The following is a 19,767-nucleotide window of genomic DNA, read 5'->3' on the forward strand; positions in this document are numbered from 1 at the left end:
ATGCTAAATCTCCCTCCGTCGGCGTTCTTTTTTCTCTACTTTTACTGATGACAGTGCATGCTGCTGAACTGGGATGACTTCTCTCATAAGCTTTCCATCGCCCCGAAGTATGTTGCTAATCTCGGTTTCCTCTGTTCTGAAAAACTCAATGGCAAACGGAACAGATTCATGAATAAGCTGAACAATCTCGCCGTTGATCACATCAAATGTGGTCCTAAAAGCTTCGTGACGCTGAATAAGCGCTTGGAAGGCTCCCTCAAGTCTGGCCAGGTCCAGTTCTCCTTCCAGCATCATGGCGCCCGGTAGATTATAGCTTAGATCCTCTGGATTCAGCTCGTGCATCATAAAAAGACGCATTTGAGCAGACGAGGCCGGATAATGGGCGCTTGGAGTCGCAGCAGGGATCAAGGAACGGACTGTCGCTTCATCCTCGTGATGACACTCAACTCTTCTGGAGCTTATGTGATCTGAAAGTTGTCGAATAGTCGGAGCTGCAAAAAGTTCCTTTAAAGTAATCTCGATGGCCAACATTTGACGCACACGCAAAATGAACTGGTAAGCGAGCAACGAATCTCCGCCAAACTCAAAGAAATGATCATCTATACCTACTGCGCCTGTTTTGAAAATGTCCGCCCACAACAGGAGCAGTTGCTGTTCCATTTCGTTGCGGGGCTGTGTATGCTCTTTGCCGGAAGGCAACTCTACCCCCAAGGTATTTAACGCCTTACGGTCCAGCTTTCCGCTTGAACCAAGAGGCATCGTTTCCACCTTCATAAAACGTAAAGGAATCATATATTCCGGCAATCGTTCCAGCAAAAATGCCCGCAGTTCTCGAACTGTACAGTCGATTTGCACAACCAGATAAGCACACAAATACTTGTTGCCCTGCTCATCTGTCAAATCAAGTACAGCCGCCTGCTGAATGTCGTTATTTTGCAAGAGGGCTGTTTCAATTTCACCTGTCTCAATCCGGTAGCCTCCGATTTTCACCATTTGATCCGACCGTCCCATGTAAACAATCTCGCCGCTAGGCAGCATCCGGGCAAGATCGCCTGTCCGATAGATTCGCTCACCTGGTACAAAAGGATTGGGGATAAAACGCTCTGCCGTAAGTCCATCCAGATGTACATACCCGCGTGCCAGATGGCACCCTCCCAGACAAAGCTCTCCTACCTGCCCCAAACCAACCAACGCCAGCTCCTGATTTAAAATATACGCCCGGGTGTTGCCCACAGGCCGTCCGATCGGAATCGGACCTTCGGAAGATACAGACGTACACGTATAGGCTGTTGCAAACACACTGGCTTCCGTAGGCCCATACAGATTAAGTAATCTCGCTTCCGGGAACTTCAGATTAAAACTTCGCACCTGCTCCTGGCCTATCTGTTCGCCACCCGACATGACCCAACGCAAAGTGGCTGCTTGGATTGTATCCTCGACTGAAAGCTCTGACAAAAACATTTGCAGCACAGTAGGAATGAAGAAAGCCACTGTAACCTGATGCCTGTGAATGGTATCCAGCATTTGACGGGTATCCGTTTCTGCACCTGCCTCCAATAACACCAATCGTCCTCCGCCCATGAACCAGCTGAAAAGCTCGACGATGGAACCATCAAAGGTATAGGATGCTTTTTGCAGCACCGTGTCCTGCTCCCTTAAACCAAGCTGTTGTGCCAGCCATACCACTCGCGCACTAAAGGCGTGATGCTCCACCATCACCCCTTTGGGCTGCCCCGTTGAGCCGGAGGTGAAGATGACATAAGCTAGATGATCAGGCTGGATGACAAGCTCTGGATTACCTCGTTCTTGCTGATCCTGACACAGTAAGTCAACGTCGATGACCTGCTGGATTCCTTCATCTATCCAGTTGGCATGGCATTGCTGATGGGTCAGAATCCATTCGGCACCAGCGTCTGTCAGGATGTAGCGAATCCGTTCCTTTGGATCGGCTGGATGAATGGGGAGGTACGCCGCCCCTGCTTTTAACACGCCCAATAAAGCAACAATCATTTCCGGTGAGCGCTCCATGACAATAGCTACTATTTGCTCCAGCCGGGTACCGGAGTCCAATAGGCTATGTGCGACCAGATTCGCCCGTCGATTCACTTCTCCGTAGCTGATCTCCTGTTGACCGGAAATGAGAGCAATCTGCTCAGGGTTTCGGCTTGCTTGATCCTCGAAATATTGATGTAACAGCTTTACGGACCCCGGGTTCATGTCTGTTTGATTGAAATCATGAACGAGTGTCTTCCATTCCGCCTCGTTCACCGATTCCGAAGCTGCTATAGCAAGCTCACTCACCCAGTCCTCTTCCTTGTGGACGCTTGCTGACTCAAGTACTTCCTCTCTGTCCCGCTGATTCGGGTCAACTGCCACCTTTTCTATCCGAAGCTCTCCAATCTTTTGCTGTGAATTGACAAGGACAGTGTGTAAGATTTGAAGGTATTCCCGGCCCAAGCGTTCCACCGTCTCCCCGGTAAAGAGATCTACATCGTATTGAAGGATACATTCGATATGCTCGTCGGTCATGGCTGCAGTAAATGTTAAATCGAATTGTGCTCCTGTATACTCCGCTTCATCACATGGAGTCAGTTTCAGGCCGGGTAATTCTACGATGGTACGGGAAGACTCGTTCAATAATGCAAACATGGTATCGAACAGCGGATTGCGGCTTGTTTTGCCAGCCAAATTCAACTTCTCAATCAGTTGCTCAAACGGATAGTCCTGATGCTCAAAAGCCTGGAGAGAGCGTTCCTTTACCTGCATTAAAAATTCGTGCACTGTCATGTCCTTCTTCGGCGTGTTGCGAAGGGCCAACGTATTGACGAACATGCCGACAAGAGGACTCAGGCTCGCATGAGTTCTGCCGGATACCGGAATGCCGACGATAATATCTTCCTGCCCACTGGCTTTGGCCAGCAATAGGTTATAGGCCGCCAGTAGAACCATAAATACCGTGACATTTTGTTGCAGGGCAAAGCGTTTTAACTTCCACGTCCATTCCTGATCCAGCTCAAAATGAACGGCTTGCCCTTCACCTCTTCTCACATCGGGACGTGCATAATCCGTAGGCAATTCCAGCTCTGTAATTTCCCCTTGAAAAAGCTCCAGCCAAAACTGCTCCTGCTGACGGAATTCCACACTGTTCAAAAACTCACGTTGCCACACGGCATAGTCTTTATACTGGATCGTCAATTCCGGTAAGTTCATGCCCCCGTATAAACGAGCAAATTCCTCGACGATTATCTCTTGGGAAAGACCGTCCGTAATAATATGATGCATATCAATGAACAGCAAATGACGGTTGGCAGGCTGATGAATAACCTGAACGCGGAACAATGGATTTTGCCGGAGATTAAAGGGCTTGATTAATCCATCCTGTTCCACTAATATTCCACGTTCACGGCCCGATTGAATTTCTTCTATCCATGTCGCTAACCCCTGAACCGTACCTGCCCGGAAGAAGTCGCGCAGTGTCAGATTTACATTCCATTCCTTGTTAATAAGGTAGACCAGCTTGGTTGCCAGCAAGGATTGCCCGCCCAGCAGGAAGAAGTCATCCTGTGTGCCAATCTGCTCCCGGTGCAGGATTTCCGACCAAAGCTCAACCAGGCGTTCTTCCATGGGTGAAGCTGGATGTACATAGGCCGTACCGACCTTGATACTTTCATTAACCTGCGGTAAAGCATGACGGTCAATTTTTCCGTGATGTGTTAACGGGATCTCATCGACTCGAACAAAGTAAGACGGAATCATATATTCAGGCAAGGTTACCGACAGATGGGTCTTCAGTTCTGCCACCGACAATTCCTGATCTGTAACGATATAGGCGCATAGCTCATGCATACCAGGCTGGACTTCCTGAACCAACACCACTCCATCCTGTATACGCGGGTGCTGGAGCAACGATTTTTCAACCTCGCCCGGCTCAATGCGGTAACCCCGCACTTTAACCTGCTGATCGACTCTTCCTAAAAATTGAATTTGCCCATCTTCAAGATATCTGCCCAGATCACCCGTTTTGTACATCCGCTCGCCCGGTATCCACGGATTTGCTACAAACTGCTGCTGCGTCAGTTCGGGGCGGTTCATATAGCCGCGTGCAACACCCCAGCCTGAAATGCATATTTCACCGGGTACCCCGATAGGCATAACATCCGTACCCCTGCGATTCATGATGTATACCTCAGCATTGGCTACAGGCCGTCCGACAGGCAATGGATGGACAGCTGGAATATCCGGCACACAATAATAGGTAGCACAGACAGTCGCTTCTGTCGGTCCGTACGTATTGTAGACCTTTGCGGAACGCAACAACTGGGTGACATATTCGCTTTTCAGCACATCCCCCCCGCTAATGTAAGTGCGAATATGCGGGAAAGGGGGCAGTTGATTTAGCTCATTTAAAATAAACGGCGAGGCGCTGACCACGGTCACTTGCTGCTGGCGAATGAATTGGTTCAGCCATTGGATGTCCTTCAGTTCATCCCGTGAAACCATAGCCAGCGTTCCCCCTGCTGCCAATGTAGGGTATATTTCCTCCACGGATGCATCAAAGGTAATGGCTGCCTGCTGGAGCACTACGTCCTCAGCCGTTAAGTGGAATTTATGCTGGAAAGCCGTGATGTAATTCGTTACATTTCTATGCTCAACCATGACTCCTTTGGGCTTACCGGATGATCCTGACGTGTACAAAATATAAGCCAAATGGTGAGATGCCAGAGACTCCTTGCCTGCAAATGCAAAAGCTAGATTATCAGCATCTACGCTGTACAAGGCCGGATCACTTACATCCATGACGGACCCTGTAAAACGAAGCGTGTCGATGCTGACGGTGTCCGTAGAAGTTAGGAGCAGAGACACGCCGCTGTCCTCCAGCATGTAGGCCACCCGCTCCGTCGGATGTTCCGGGTCCATAGGGACATAGGCTGCTCCTACTTTGAGTACGGCAAGCATGCTGGTCAGCATATCTAGCGAACGGGGGACCAGGATGCCGACAGCTTGGTCCGGTACCAAATGATAAGTTAGCAAGTGCCGGGCAAGCTGATTAGCTCTGATATTCAATTGGCTGTAAGTCAGCGAATGCTCTCCGTAGACGGCAGCAATCCGTTCAGGATGCTGTTCGGCCTGCTCTTCAAACCACTGGTGAACCAGCTTTTCCTGTGGGTAATTCACCCGGGTTTCATTCCACTCGTACAGGGTTCGCTGCTGTTCTTCCGCCTGATTCATGGAAATGAGGCCAATCGGCCGCGAAGCATCAGCACAAACTTCTTGTAAAAGATTCTTGTAATAGCTCGCAAGCCGACGTATGGTCTCTCCCTTGAACAGTTGGGTCGCATACTCAAAGTGAAAACGCAGCTTGCCTTCATTTTCAACCCATATGACTGTCAGATCGACTTGGACAGCCTCCATCTTAGCTTCCAACGGAGTAAAGCGAAGCCCGTTGAGGCTCATCGTCTCCCCCCTAAAGTTCTGGGAAATAAACTGAACATCAAAAAGTGGGTTCCGGCTCCGGTCTCTCGGTACGTCAAGCTGATTCAGCAGCATTTCAAAGGGATAATCCTCATGCTTATAGGCTTCAAGCGCGTGCTTCTTAACCTCCTGCAAATATGCTGCGAAAGGCTTATCTTCAGCTGGCCCAGTTCGTAGGGCCAGCGTATTGATGAACAGTCCAATCATGTGCTGGACCTCTTCCGACTGGCGACCTGCGCTTGGAATGCCAATAATGATCTCTTCCTGATTCGCATATTTGGCCAATAAAGTACTATAGACAGCGTACAGAAGCATAAAGAGCGTAACCCCATGCTGTACCGCTGTTTTTTTAGCCAAAGCTGTTAATTCCTCATTCAGATCAAATGTATAGACATCCCCGGCATTGCTCATTTGCGCTGCCCGCGGCTCATCTGTAGGCAAATCAAGTACAGGCAGCGTCCCCTTAAATACGTCCAGCCAGTATGCCTCCTGCTTTTTCATTTCGGCACTGTCCAAACGCTGATTTTGCCACAATGTAAAATCGGTATATTGCATACGCAGTTGCGGTAGATCCTGTCCAGAATAGCCCTGTATCATTTCACTTAATAAAATACCAATCGAGGCTCCATCGGCTGCAATATGGTCAACATCGCACAGAAAGAGGTGGGAATCGTCCTTCAGCCGGATCAGCTTCGCCTTTAACAGCGGCGCACAATTCAGGTCAAAAGGACGGATAAATTCATCCACATACGCTTCCAGCTCGCGCCCGTCCCCTTCGCTATATTCCAGCGAAAAATCTACCTCCGGGTACACTCTCTGTACCAGTTCGTTATCCCGCAACTCAAAAGCGGTGCGCAGCGAGCTATGACGACGAATTACCGCATATATGGCTTTCTCCAACCGATGATGATCCAGATTACCAGTGATGGTCATCGCACTGCATAGATTGTTCAAGGTGCTATATCCTGCCATTTGACGCATCATATAAAATCGACGCTGCGTCGAGGAAGCTGGGTACACCTCACGTTGTTCCACCGGATGAATGATCAGATTTTTGTCAGCTGATTGGGGTGCAGGCAGCTCCGTTTCCGTCAGAAGAGGTTGCTTCGCTTCTCCATCCGTATACAGGGCTAATTCGCTGACCGTCATATAGTTGAAGATATCGCTCATATCTACTTTTTTGGACAAGCTTTGATTCATCTGCCCCACCATTTTACTAGCAATCAGGGAGTCTCCTCCCAGCTCATAAAAACTGTCATAGATGTTCAGCTCATCAAGCCCCAGCACTTCCGCCCATATGCTTGCGATCACCTTTTCAGATGAGCTATATTGTTCTGTTGCCCGACCACGCAACTGCACAGGACGGCGCACGGCAGCAGATGACGTGACCGCATGGTCATGCAGAAGCCGACGATGACGGTCCAGAATAGCCCGCATTTCATGAGAAAATCCGAAAGGAATGGCAGCGGAATCCAGCGCGGCCACCTGAGCGTAATTCAAGCCACCCACAATGACACGCGGAACGGGATGAAGCAATAATTGTTCAAGAGCGGCCAGTCCCTCTTGTGTGGACAGAGCCTGAAATAAGCTCTCTTGGAAATCAACCTCATGCTCAAAAGCCATCCCAACTTCCTGCCAAGGAGCCCAGTTGATGGCAAGCGTACGTCGGCCGGAGTGATTCCGCCACTCGGCAAAGGCATCCAGATAGGCGTTGGCTGCCGTGTAGTCGCTTTGGCCTGGTCCACCCATCAGTGAAGTCACAGATGAAAAAAGAATAAAAAAGTCCAGTGTATCCGCAGTGGTGATTCGGTCAAGCACATGTGCGCCTGTTACCTTCGGAGCCAGTACCTCGGTAAAGCGGTCCTGGCTCTTGAGAGCCATAAAACCGTCTCCAGCCACACCCGCAGCATGGATGATACCGTGAATAGCCCCATACTTGTGGCGAAGTTCATTCAAGGCTTGCTTCATAGCGGTCTCGTCAGCTACATCGACAGCATAATATTCTACCTGCGCTCCCTGCTGCTCCAATTCCAGTAAGGCGGTAACCGTATTCTGCATCCTTGTATTCATGTCTGGATTTGAGTTCTGTCTTATGTTTTTTGGGCTCCCGTTGGAATCGGCGTTTGCAATGGCCTCCCATTGCTCCTTGGGTGGCAAAGGCTTGCGACCTATCAATCCCAGTGTGACCTGACCTTTAGAAGCAAGCCATTTACCGATTGCCAATCCCAGCCCGCCAGTACCCCCAGTTATGACATAGGTTCCCTGCGGTCTGATCGTAATCGGGTCAACTTCGCTTTCCGTCAGATCCACAGGTTCAATCTGCTCTACATAACGTTCGCCGTTACGCCAAGCGACCAGAAATGTATCATCATCGTGCCGTAGGGAATGAATGAGTTCTGAAGGCTGGGTGCTTGTATCTATATCGAGGCAACGGCAGCTCAGATCAGGGTATTCCTGACCGATGACACGGGCCAGCCCAAACAAGCCCGCATGTTCTGGTTTTAATTCATTTTCCAATTCATTCACTTTATAAGCCTGCTCAGCGATCACCGTCAGTTCCTTAACAGCTGACTTGGTCTCTGCGATTGCCTTAGCCAGATGAAATAGCTGAACCATAGACTGCCCGTTCCAGAGGTATATCAGTTTCTTAGCATTCTGACATCGCATCTCTGTTAACAAGCGTATATGATCTTCCTCGGAACCCGTAGAGAAGTAAGCATGGTCTGACATTTTAGTAAAGGTGACTCCCCGCTTCACTTCAACCACATCATACCCTTCGTGCGCTAACAATCCACGCAGCGTTACACCGATCGGACGGTTATCTGTGAATAATAAAACTGTTTCCAGCGGTGTGGATAACACTGAATCATTTGCGGTCCGGGTTACTGTATCTTCTTCATACTCGGAGGGTGCTTGTTCTTGCTTTTTCCATACAATCTGATGATATTTATGATGTTCTGTATAGCGGGTTCGTTTAAGATCCGCCTCGTGTACACGTTTGACTGCATAATCTTCAATTTCTACCAGTACCTGACCTTCGGCACCCAGAATGAGCACATCTACCGTTAAAATTTCTCCACTTTCCCTGACCTTGTTTTTTTTGCGCAGATAGCTGTAGCAAAGCCGTGGGAGGGAGTCGTAAATGCGCAGCTTGTGATATGAAAATGGCAGGAACAGGCCATTTCCCAAACTCTGGCTTGCTACCCCGACGGCCACATCCAACAAAGCGGGATGCAGCACGTATTGACTTACATCCATTTGATAGGCTACGGGCAGCTCCAGCTTAGCCAACACTTGATCTGTTCCAATTGCAATCGTCCGCAGCGTCTCCCACCGCGGCCCGAATGAAAATGCAGGAGCAGCTTCGGCATGATTCTCACCGACTACTACTTCCTGATCGTTGCACTCAGTCCGAATATCGCCCAGACTCATAACAGGATGGGCTGCCTTTACAAATACGGCGCGCCCCTGTGCATGCCTTACCCAATTCTGCTCCCACGGCTGAACTGAGGGTCCCGTCCGGCTTAATACCTTAAACGAAAACGTCTCACCCTCCCGTTGCAAAACGGTGTGTACTTCTCTTTCTTCCTCTGCATCCACGATGAGCGGAGAAATAAACTGGATATCATATAGCTCCAGCACCTTGCCTGGACGCTTGTATTTTTCCAATCCTGCCCTAACCATTTCCAGATAAGTGGTTCCTGGTACAATACAGTTTTCCATAATCTTATGCTCGTTTAGTACCCAATGACGCCCAACAGAGAAACGGGTCAGGTAAATATCCTGATCCTCGGTTTCTGCCAAACAATAGTCCAAAAGCGGATGTGTTGTTTCCATCTCTGTGAATTTTCGAACATGGGAAGCCTGAGAAACGACTGCCTTCTCCTCTACCTCCACCCAGCATCGCTTAGGCTCAAAAGGATAGGTGGGAAGGCTTCGTCTGCGGCACGCTTTGCCTTCATACAAGCTCTCCCATTCCACATCTGCTCCCTCAACATACATACGGCACAGAGAATCCAGCGTATCGAACTCGAATGAAGACTGGGTCAGTTTCTCTTTGGCTGATGCTGTCAGTCTTCTGGATTCCTCCAGCGTAAGCTCCCCTGCTTCTTTTTCCTTCTGTGCAGATACAACCTTATGACGTCCAAAATACACACCCGGTATGAACTCTTCTTGTTTCGCTTGTCCGCTGAAGCCTGAGGTCTGAATTTGAGTCAGCTTTGCTCCTAGATCATCCCAATCCCGGCACAGAATCGCTAGACGAAAGCCGTACTGCCCTCGTCCGGTATTGGCGGTATAACAAAGATCGCGTAACGGATAGGTTTTGGGTTCCATGACATATTGCTGATATTGCTTCACATAGGCTGCAAGCACTGTTTCATTTTTAGCAGATAACGTAAAAAGCTGAACCGTTTCCGGTGTTTCCTGCTCCAACTGGCCACCATCCTGCATTTCAGCCCACACCGGGGCCTCTTCCAGAACGACATGGCAGTTCGTACCGCTGAGCCCGAAGGAACTGACTCCGCAGCGTCGCGGAAAATCCTCCTTGGGCCAAGGCTGCAGCTTGTCATTCACATATACAGGCGAATCAATAAAGCTAATATCCGGGTTTGGGCAGGTAAAATGTAGGCTCGCCGGAATTTCTGCATGCTCCAAAGCGAGCACTGCCTTTAAAAAGCCCGTGATTCCCGCACTGTTATCCAGGTGACCTACATTGGTTTTGACCGAGCCTATGGCACAAAATTGATTCCGGTCGGTATACTGCCGAAAGGCTCTCCGTATACCATCAATCTCCACTGGATCACCCAGCTTGGTGCCTGTCCCATGAGCTTCAATATATGTAATGGTATCCGGGTCAATCCCAGCATCCTTCCAGGCCCGTACAATGACATCCTCTCCTGCCAGCGAATTGGGAGCCGTAATCCCGGCTGAAGTCCCGTCATTGTTCACAGCACTGCCTTTAATGACAGCATAAATATGGTCCTGATCCTGAATGGCCCGCTTCAAGGGTTTGAGCAGAACAGCGGCTACACCTTCTCCTCCACCTGTGCCATCTGAAACGCTATCGAACGTTCTCGTCCGGTCATCCGAGGAGCCTACACCCAGCCCCCCGCCCTTTCCCTCTTTTATAGGTACGAGTGTGACCTTTACCCCGCCGGCAATCGCCGTATCGCAATCGCCGTGCCGCAAATCCCGGCAGGCCAGGTGAATGGCCACCAAAGATGAAGAACATGCGGTATCCACCAACAGACTGGGCCCTTTTAAATCCAGCAGATAGGCGATCCGACTGGCAATCATGGAATGAATATTACCTGGAATCGCCGAAGAAGCTGATGAAGGAGCCATTTCTGCTATAAACCGCTTGTACTCCTCACCAAAATCACTGCTGTAGCCGACATAGACTCCTGTCCGACTACCGGAAAGCTTTTTACCACCGTACCCCGCATCCTCAACTGCCGCCCAGGCAGACTCCAAAAACAGTCGCTGGTTTGGGTCCATCAATCGCGCTTCAGCCGGAGAAAGTTGAAAAAAGGGATAGTCGAACTTATCAATTTCTTCTAGAAATCCACCTTCATTTAATGCCGTTTGTTCATTCAACAGCCCGGCTTGGAAGAGGCTCTCCAGCTCCCTTTTTCGTCGGGCAGGAAAAGGGCGTATAGCGTCCTGCCCCGCCCGCAGAAGATCCCAAAACTGAGCCGCATTTTCACTTTCGGCAATTTCACAGCTAATCCCGATGACTGCAATATCCGAATCTCGCAGCTCATTAACCGCGATCGGACCCGCGTCCTGAAAATCCTGTTCATTGAATTGAAGAGCCGCCAGATTGAATCCTGTTTTTGTCATCATCGTACTCCCTTCCGTTCCTCGTGTTCGCTGCGATTAGCTGACCTGAAACGCGGGAAATAATTCGCGTGTATGCGTATTGCTGAAAATCTGCTCAAACCGTTCAGCCCGTAGTTCCGTTGGTGTTAATTTGGTTGCAAAAATGGACTTTAGCTTGTCCAGAGCTTGCTGCATTTGTTCCAACGTTGGTTCTGTTCCGGTTGTGATCAATTGTTCGCGCAGGTTTTGCAATTCTTTGTATGGAACGACTACACCCTGCTCATACTCATCGTTATTCCAGTTCCGGTTCTGGGTTGAAACCGCAATCGCAATACAGGAGGTCACCAGACCCAAACCATCTGGTTTGCTCTCGATATCAGCATTCCGCAGCAATTCCAGAGTGGAGGGATGCTCAAAAGCAAAGGAATGAGCCGTAGAGGTGATACCAGCCATTAAATTTCTCAATACGGTTTTGGGGCCGATTTCTATAAAATGATTCACACCCTGATTCAGCATGTATTGAACGCTTCTGTGCCATTGCACAGGCCGTGCCATCTGGGACGTCAGGTTAGATAGGATATAACGACGATCCGCATAGGGTGTCGCTGTAACATTAGAGAGCACAGGCCATTGAAAACAGCCATAATCATATCTCTCCAGCTCCTCCCGAAATTTGCCCGCAGCGCTCCGCATTAAATTCGTATGGAACGGAAAGCCCACCTTGAGGCGAATCGTTTTGATTCCTCTACGGTTCAGTTCCTCTTCTGCCTTCTCCAGTGCAGGAGTATGACCCGAAATGACGAGCTGCTCAGAGGAATTATAATTCGCAATGCCGACCGATACACCGGCTGTCGAGGCTTTCTGGCACACCTCATCCACCTCACGCTCATGACTCCCGACTACCGCCAGCATCGCTCCTGTACCGGGAGCAACAGCTTCCTGCATCAGAATGCCCCGCTGACGTACTATTTTCACCGCATCCGAAAAAGCAAGCGCCCCTGTACTGACCAATGCCGAGAATTCTCCCAGACTGTGACCCGCTACCAGAGATGGAGCAAGCTTCAATTCCTGCATCAGTACACGAAAAGCTGCGATGCTCACGGTCAAAATGGCAGGCTGGGCATTAGCGGTCAGAGTCAGCTCATCCATGGAACCTGTGAAACAAAGCGTCTTTAGATCAAACCCTAGCGCATCCTCGGCCTCTTCAAAGGTTTCTCTTGCTACTGAATATTCATCGTATAAGCTTTGACCCATGCCTACATATTGAGAGCCTTGCCCCGGGAATAAAAATCCTAATTTTTTCATCGTTCCATCCTCCTTATAGTAGGTCTGCAATCTTGTGCAGTACGTGGACATAGGCCTTCATCATCTGTTCCGCCCAAGTCTTCTTCAGTTTTCCAGCTTGATATTCGCATAGGAACCGTACCTGCTCCGCGCGCACATCCATATGAAGCACCCAGTCAAATTGTCGGGTCACCTCATGTCCCGCCGGCGTATGATTCAGAAACACACAAGGGAGAAAAGCAGACGGATTGGCGTTTCCTGTCCCATTTGGCAACATAACTGGGATCGGGTAAAGGTCGGTCTCTTTCGCTTTTTGACGATGACCAGCAACCTCTATGCACAGGGCGCTAAAATCATCATTTTCCGTCAATCGTACACGCAGCGGATACAAGCTCTCCCCTGTCAGTTGTGATGCGAGGAAAGAGGACTGTCCATGGTGTATGAACTGTTTATATGGTAATAGGTGTCCTTCACCGATGAGCAATACCAGTTCGGACTGACCTGTCATTTGTGACAAAACATACGTATAAACGGCTAGTAACAAGTCTGTTAGGGCAAAATCCTGACTCCAAACTGCTTTCTGTAACGTGGTCAGCAGGTCCGCAGGTAAGGTAAAGGTGAACGTAGCCTGCCCTTCGGCTCCTCCACCTGTCCGCATCGCCTCATTCCACGGAATAAAAGATAACGATTCAGCCAAGTAAAGACGCCAGTATTGCTCCTGACGCTCATATCGTTCCTGTTCCGCATCCGTCCATGCTTGTTCTCCTTGCTGCTGCTCCAGAAAACCGGAAAGTCTCGCAATCGTCGGATAGGCAAAGCAGTCTGCAACGCTGATTTTCCCTGGATAGATTTGCTGAAGACGAACATTCATTTGAATGAGCAGAACCGAATTGCCCCCCAGCTCAAAGAAATTATCGTGAATGCCAAGCTCACTTCTGTGCAATACCTCTTCCCAAATTTGGCTGACCTGCATTTCCACCTCTGTAGCAGGTGCTGTATACTCCACTCCAAGAAGAGGACGGCTATGATCCGGCTTGGGCAGCATTCGACGGTTTATTTTTCCGTTCGGCGTTAAGGGCATCTCCGACAAGGTAATAAAATGCGACGGAATCATATATTCTGGCAGTCGGGCAAGCAAATGATTACGTAGCTCACTCACCGATAAAGTCTGCTGGCCTACCCAATAGGCACAAAGGGAGTGGTTCTCCTGTTCAGCTGGTCGATCCTGTACCACCACAGCTTCCCGAATGGCAGGATGAGCCAGCAGCGCCTGTTCAATTTCCCCCAGCTCCACCCGATAGCCACGGACCTTGATCTGATCATCCATCCGGCCCAACACTTCAATCTCGCCGTTATGCAGCCACCGTGCCAAATCTCCGGTCTTAAACATTCGCTCACCGGACCGGAACGGATTGGCTTTGAACTTCTCCGCTGTTAGCTCAGGGCGCTTGTCATAACCGGATGCAAGTCCCTTGCCTCCAATCCAGAGATCACCCGCTACAAGATCCGGTACAGGCTGGAGCTGCCCATCCAGAATATATACTTGTGTATTCGCTATCGGCGTACCCACTCTCACCCGCTCATGCTGGGTAAGCTCCTGCACAGTTGACCAGACTGTAGTTTCGGTTGGGCCGTACATGTTAAAAATGCGCGCAGTGGTCACGTCCTGCGTCTGACGAAGCAATGACTCTGGTAAAGCCTCGCCTCCCACCATTACGACCTGCAACGTGCGCATACTCTCTTTTGCTTCCGGGTGCATAAGCAAAAGCTGAAGCCGCGAAGGAGTTATTTGCAGCAAGTGCGGACCTGTTCGGCGAATGGCTTCCAACAGCAGTTCAGCATTCGCCTGCTCTTCTCCCGTAGATAACACTACCCGTAGCCCCTTCGCCAAAGGCAGTAGCGTTTCCAATACAAAAATATCAAATGCGGCAGTAGTTACTGAGAAGAAGGTTTGACCTTCAGGAAACGGTATTCGCTCGGTAATCCCGTAGATCAGGTTAACGATGGCTTCCTGACGGATCATCACGCCTTTCGGACGTCCGGTCGAGCCTGAGGTGAAAATCATATACGCCAAATCATGGGGTCCCGGCTGTGTGATCTCCAGCCTTTTTCCATCCTGAAGGTATATACTCTCGTCATTCAACGAAATGACTTCGCCTCTAAAATCCAGTCCATCCAGCAGTGTGTCCCGACTAATCAGCCATTGCGCTTCACTCTCTTCCAGCATGTAGGAAATACGCGCCGCAGGATAGTCGGGGTCGATCGGCAAATAGGCAGCACCTGCCTTTAAAATGCCGAGCATCGCCGTCAGCAAATCTACCGACCGTTCCAGCAGCAAGGCAACCACCGTATTCACGTCCGCTCCTTTGCTGCGCAATGTTCTCGCCACCCGATTGGACAGGACATCCAGCTCGCCATAGGTCAAACACTGGCTCCCACATTCTACCGCTATGGCGTCCGGCATCCGTGCAGCCTGTTCTTCGAACAGGTGGTGCATCAGCTTGTCAGCCGGAAACGCAAGCTCAGTCGCATTGCGGTCGACAAGGATGCGTGATTGCTCCGCAGGAGTCAGCAGGCTGGCAGCATACAGGGGGCGGTCTGGCTGCGAAGTCAGTTGGGCCACCAGCTCTATGAAATGCTGCGCCATCTGGCGAACCGTATGCTCGCGGAACAGTTCCGTGCTGTATTCAAAGGTACAATGCAGCCCATTACGGCTAATATTACTTGCACCTTTCTCAGTCGGCATCTCAACCACGGTCAGCATCAAATCAAATGAAGCAAAAGGATTTTCCAACGGATAAGGCTTCACCTGTAAACCCGGCACTTCCCTGCTGCCATCCATAAAATTTTGCAGCCGAAACATCGTGTCAAACAGCGGATTACGACTCAAATCCCGCTGGAGATGCAAGCGATTGACGAGCATATCAAAGGGGTAATCCTGATGCTCAAACGCATTCAACGCATTGTCTTTGACCTCGTCCAGAAACTGTCGGAAGGTCTTCTCCTGTACGGGAGCATTTCGTAACGTAAGTGTATTTACGAACATACCGAGCATACGCTCCAGCTGAACATGCGATCTTCCGGCTACTGGCGTACCCACCACGATGTCCTCCTGCCCACTGTAGCGTGACAAGAATACATTGTATGCTGCAAGCAAAACCATGAATAACGTGGCACCACTCTCCGTTGCCAGCTTCCGCAAACTTGTTGCACAGTCTGACGACAGACTAAATTCCAGCGAGCCCCCGGCAAAGCTCCGTTGTCTTGGTCTTGGATAATCTCCCGGCAGATTCAGAAGTGGAATTTCCTTTCCAGTGTGCTGTTCGTCGAACATCTTCAGCCAGAACGCTTCCTGTTCTTTCAGATGTTCCCCGCTGAGCTGTATATGCTGCCAGGCGGCAAAGTCTTTATACTGAATGTGCGGTTTTTCCAGAGCGCTTCCTTCCATCAGGGAGATAAACTCATCAATAAGCACTGTCGCAGAAATTCCATCAAAAATAATATGATGCACATCCAGCAGTAGAACATGGCTCTGCTCCGCTAATCGAACCAGCATTACCCGTAAAAGCGGGGGCCGTTGCAAATCAAAAGGACGCAAAAATGATTGCTGAATCTGCGGCATATCGGCCGCCGTCCCTTCGGTATATTCCATTTTCCAAGCTACATCCGAATGAATCTGCTGTACTACCTCATCCTCCAGTAGGGTAAAGCCCGTTCGAAATACTTCATGCCGGAGCAGTAATGTTCGAAACAGACGTTCAAGCTGCTCTCGTTGGACACTGCCTTCCAAATGCCATGCAGTGAACACGTGATTGCTCAGGCTTTCTCCTTCCAATTGATGCAAAACAAATAATCGTCTTTGAGCGGCGGAAACTGGGTAATACTCCTGCTCAGGCAACGGTTCGATAGAAGCTGCATGAACAGAGGTCTTTTGACGAAGCAAATCTGCCAGCTCACGAATGGTTTGATGATCAAAGAGTTCTTTGAACGTCACTTTCACCTGCAAGCGTTCCTGAATCCGGTAAATCATTTTTGCCATCTTGAGTGAATGTCCACCCAACGCAAAAAAGGGGTCCTGTACACCCACTTGCGCTATATCCAAAATTTCTGTCCAAATGGTGGATAGCTCCTGCTCCATGCCGTTTCTTGGAGGTACATATTCTGTTCCTGCAAGACTTCTTCCCTCAGGTTTTGGCATATGTTTACGGTCGATTTTACCGTGTGGGGTCAAAGGCATGGCTTCGAGAGGGACCAACAGACCGGGAACCATATAGTCGGGAAGCCGTTCTTTTAGATGTTCGCGTACCCCTTCTGACGTCATTTCCGGCGACTGCAATGTGTAGTAGCCGATCAGCCCGGTTAATCCCGTTGCCTCGATATGTGCAATCACCGCTGCCTCACGAATAGATGGAAGACTGACCAGCGCCTGCTCAACTTCCTTCATTTCGACGCGAAATCCCCGCACCTGAACCTGATCGTCCTTTCGCCCAAGATACTGAAATTGCCCGTCCGGGGTCTGACAGCCTAAGTCTCCCGTTCGATAAAGCCTTTCTCCAGTCAACGGATGCGTAGTGAAGGCTCTGGCTGTCAAATCCGGCTTGGCCCAATATCCGCTCGCCAGTCCTGTCCCGCCGATACAAATTTCGCCTTGCACTTGGAATCCGGCAAGCTGTCCATCCTGATCCAGCACATACACATGAGTATTCGCAATCGGCAGCCCCAGAGGAATACGTAACGTTCCTGCATCCGGCTTGTGCTGAATGATATGCTGGGTCGCATAGATGGCCGATTCGGTCATGCCGTATAGATTGGCGATTTTCGCTGTGCGAAAAAGAGTGTACCATTCCTGCACGATATTCACCGGAAGCGCTTCGCCCCCGTTAAAAATCCACTTTAGATCAGGCAATGGATGAGATTCCCCCGCATTTCGTACAGCACTTAGGAAAACATTCATGAGCGCAGGAACAAATTGAGTAACCGTCACTTTTTCCCGCTCCATAAATGGGTATAGCTGTGCAGGGTCTTTGACGATATCCGCAGGTACAATCGTTAATTTGGCTCCCTCCATCAGCGGCCAGAACCATTCCCACACCGAGTCTGTAAAGCTGGTAGACGTCTTCTGCGCGATGACATCGTCTGCTCCCAGAGCAAAGGTATCCTGCAACCAAAATAACGTATTCAGCACAGCCTTATGGGTCATCATCACCCCTTTGGGCTGTCCCGTGGAGCCAGATGTGTACATGATATACGCCAGGTCTTTTTCATTAGGAATATTTTGCAGACTCAGATCATCCGTAGACATCCCTTGTGCTTTGACAGGAATAAAATAAGACTCATCCCCTCGCATCTCCCGCAGTCTAACGATCCACTCCGACTCTCCCCATACCGTTTCATCCAGACAAATGACAGTTTTAATACAGTCTGGCAAATGATCTAACGTCCGCCCGAAATAACGTGAATTCGTAACAAGCACGCGGCACGAACTGTCGTCAAGCATATATTGGATTCGGGATTGCGGATAATCAGGATCAATCGGTACATAGGCACCACCAGCCTTCATAATCCCTAAAATAGCGGTAAGCAATGGGACATTCCTATCCCCCATAATGGCAACCAGCGAGTTCGGACGAACTCCATAGCGACTGAAAAGCTGTCCCAATTGGTTGGAGCGAAGGTGCAGCTCCTTATAGGTGACAGCCATGTCGCCGTCCAGAACCCCCACTGCATCAGGGGTACGGAGCGTCTGCTCCTGAATACGAGACGTAATTGTGACTCCAGCCGGATAAACCTTCTGCGTATCATTAACACGATGGATGACCGCGCGTTCCTCTGCCCCCATGTAATCCATTTTCCACACAGACTGCTCCGGGTCCTGAATGGCACCCGCAATAATGTTACGGAAATACGCTCCGATCCTGGACATCGTTAAGGCTGCAAACAAATCTGTTCCATAGCTAAGCGATATGACCAATTCGTCATTTACGGATTCCACAATTACGGTCAAGTCAAACTCGTTCGCGTCGGCACCATTTCCCAGCTTGATTCTTTCCATCGGGATTCCCCCGAAGTTCTCCTCATTTTTGGAGCCGGCTGCAAAATTAATTAGAACGTCAAACAGTGGGGCACGATTTAGGCGGCGCGGACGGTTCAATACCTGCAATAGCTTGTCAAAAGGATAGTCCTGATGGGCGTATGCTCCTGCGCACTCATCTTTAACTTGTTGTAACAATCGGGAAAAAGAAATGTCTCGGGAAAGTCGATTCCGCAGCACGAGAGTATTCACAAAAAAACCCATCAGGTTTCGAACCTGCTTTTGATTCCGTCCCGCCACAGGAGTACCAATAATAATGTCCTCTTGCTGAGTAAGCCGGGCTAATAACACATTCAGACTGGCAACGATCGACATGAACATGGTGGTTCCGTACGTGCGGTTCAACCGCTCCAAGCCCGCGCATAATTCCGCATCCAGAATGACCTTTTCCACCGCCGCCGGAGCATTTCGGATGGTCGGACGCGGAAAATCCAAAGGCAATTGAAGACTTGGCAATTCACCATCCAATCGGGATTTCCAGTATTGCTCCTGCGAGCTTAGTTTTCCAGTAAGCACCTGCTGATTTTGCCAATGTGCATAATCAATATACTGGATCGGCAATTCTGGCAAATGGGGGCTTGTTCCTTGCTCCAACGCCTGATAAATATGAAACAGTTCTTGAAAAAACAGATCCATAGACCAACCATCTTCAATGATGTGGTGCATACAAATATGAAAAACATAGTCGTTTGCCGCCAGCATGTAGATCTGTGCCCGCCATAATGGACTCTGCTCCAGATCAAAAGGCTGATTCATCACAGTCTGTATTTCTTTTTGTACCTCTGCCCACGCTGTTTCTTCCCCTGTATCCGATACATCCACAACAGGCACGTTTAAGGTCAATTGCTCCAGCACCACTTGCTTCGGTACACCTTCGACCACCGTGAACACTGTACGAAGGATAAAATGTCTTTCAACGATGGTATGGAGGGCCTGCTGTAAATACGCGGTATTCACAGCTTGTCTGATTCGAACGGCTACCGACTGATTTAAGGCGCTGCTCTGAGCGTCCAGCTGGGACTGAACCCAGAACCGTTTCTGCCCATGAGACAGATCATAGGTCTGCTTCTCTCCCATGTGTAAACCTCCATCTGTAC

General features: G+C 49.7%; 3 protein-coding genes. All 3 read right to left on the reverse strand.

Features of this window, described 5'->3' with window-relative positions; translation table 11 throughout:
- Positions 1-3: 3 nt before the first annotated feature.
- From MKX59_RS21905 to MKX59_RS21915, 3 genes are read right to left on the reverse strand one after another with little or no spacing between them, the layout of a single operon-like run.
- Entirely contained in the window at positions 4-11,319 is an 11,316-nt protein-coding gene (locus MKX59_RS21905; RefSeq protein ID WP_340858928.1) for an amino acid adenylation domain-containing protein, read from the reverse strand.
- A gap of 33 nt (positions 11,320-11,352) precedes the next feature.
- A complete protein-coding gene (fabD, locus tag MKX59_RS21910; RefSeq protein ID WP_340858929.1) occupies positions 11,353-12,600 on the reverse strand; it encodes an ACP S-malonyltransferase in 1,248 nt (415 codons plus the stop codon).
- 13 nt (positions 12,601-12,613) lie between these two features.
- Positions 12,614-19,747 (reverse strand): amino acid adenylation domain-containing protein, encoded by a 7,134-nt coding sequence (locus MKX59_RS21915; protein ID WP_340858930.1) that lies wholly within the window; start codon positions 19,745-19,747, stop codon positions 12,614-12,616.
- Between the last annotated feature and the right edge of the window lie 20 nt (positions 19,748-19,767).

It is taken from the genome of Paenibacillus sp. FSL R7-0340 (genome assembly GCF_038002205.1).
Taxonomy (GTDB): domain Bacteria; phylum Bacillota; class Bacilli; order Paenibacillales; family Paenibacillaceae; genus Paenibacillus; species Paenibacillus polymyxa_B.

Coding starts and splice junctions, on each gene's coding strand:
- MKX59_RS21905 (WP_340858928.1), bottom strand. CDS start 11,319: ATGATGACAAAAACAGGATTCAATCTGGCGGCTCTTCAATTCAATGAA.
- fabD (WP_340858929.1), bottom strand. CDS start 12,600: ATGAAAAAATTAGGATTTTTATTCCCGGGGCAAGGCTCTCAATATGTA.
- MKX59_RS21915 (WP_340858930.1), bottom strand. CDS start 19,747: ATGGGAGAGAAGCAGACCTATGATCTGTCTCATGGGCAGAAACGGTTC.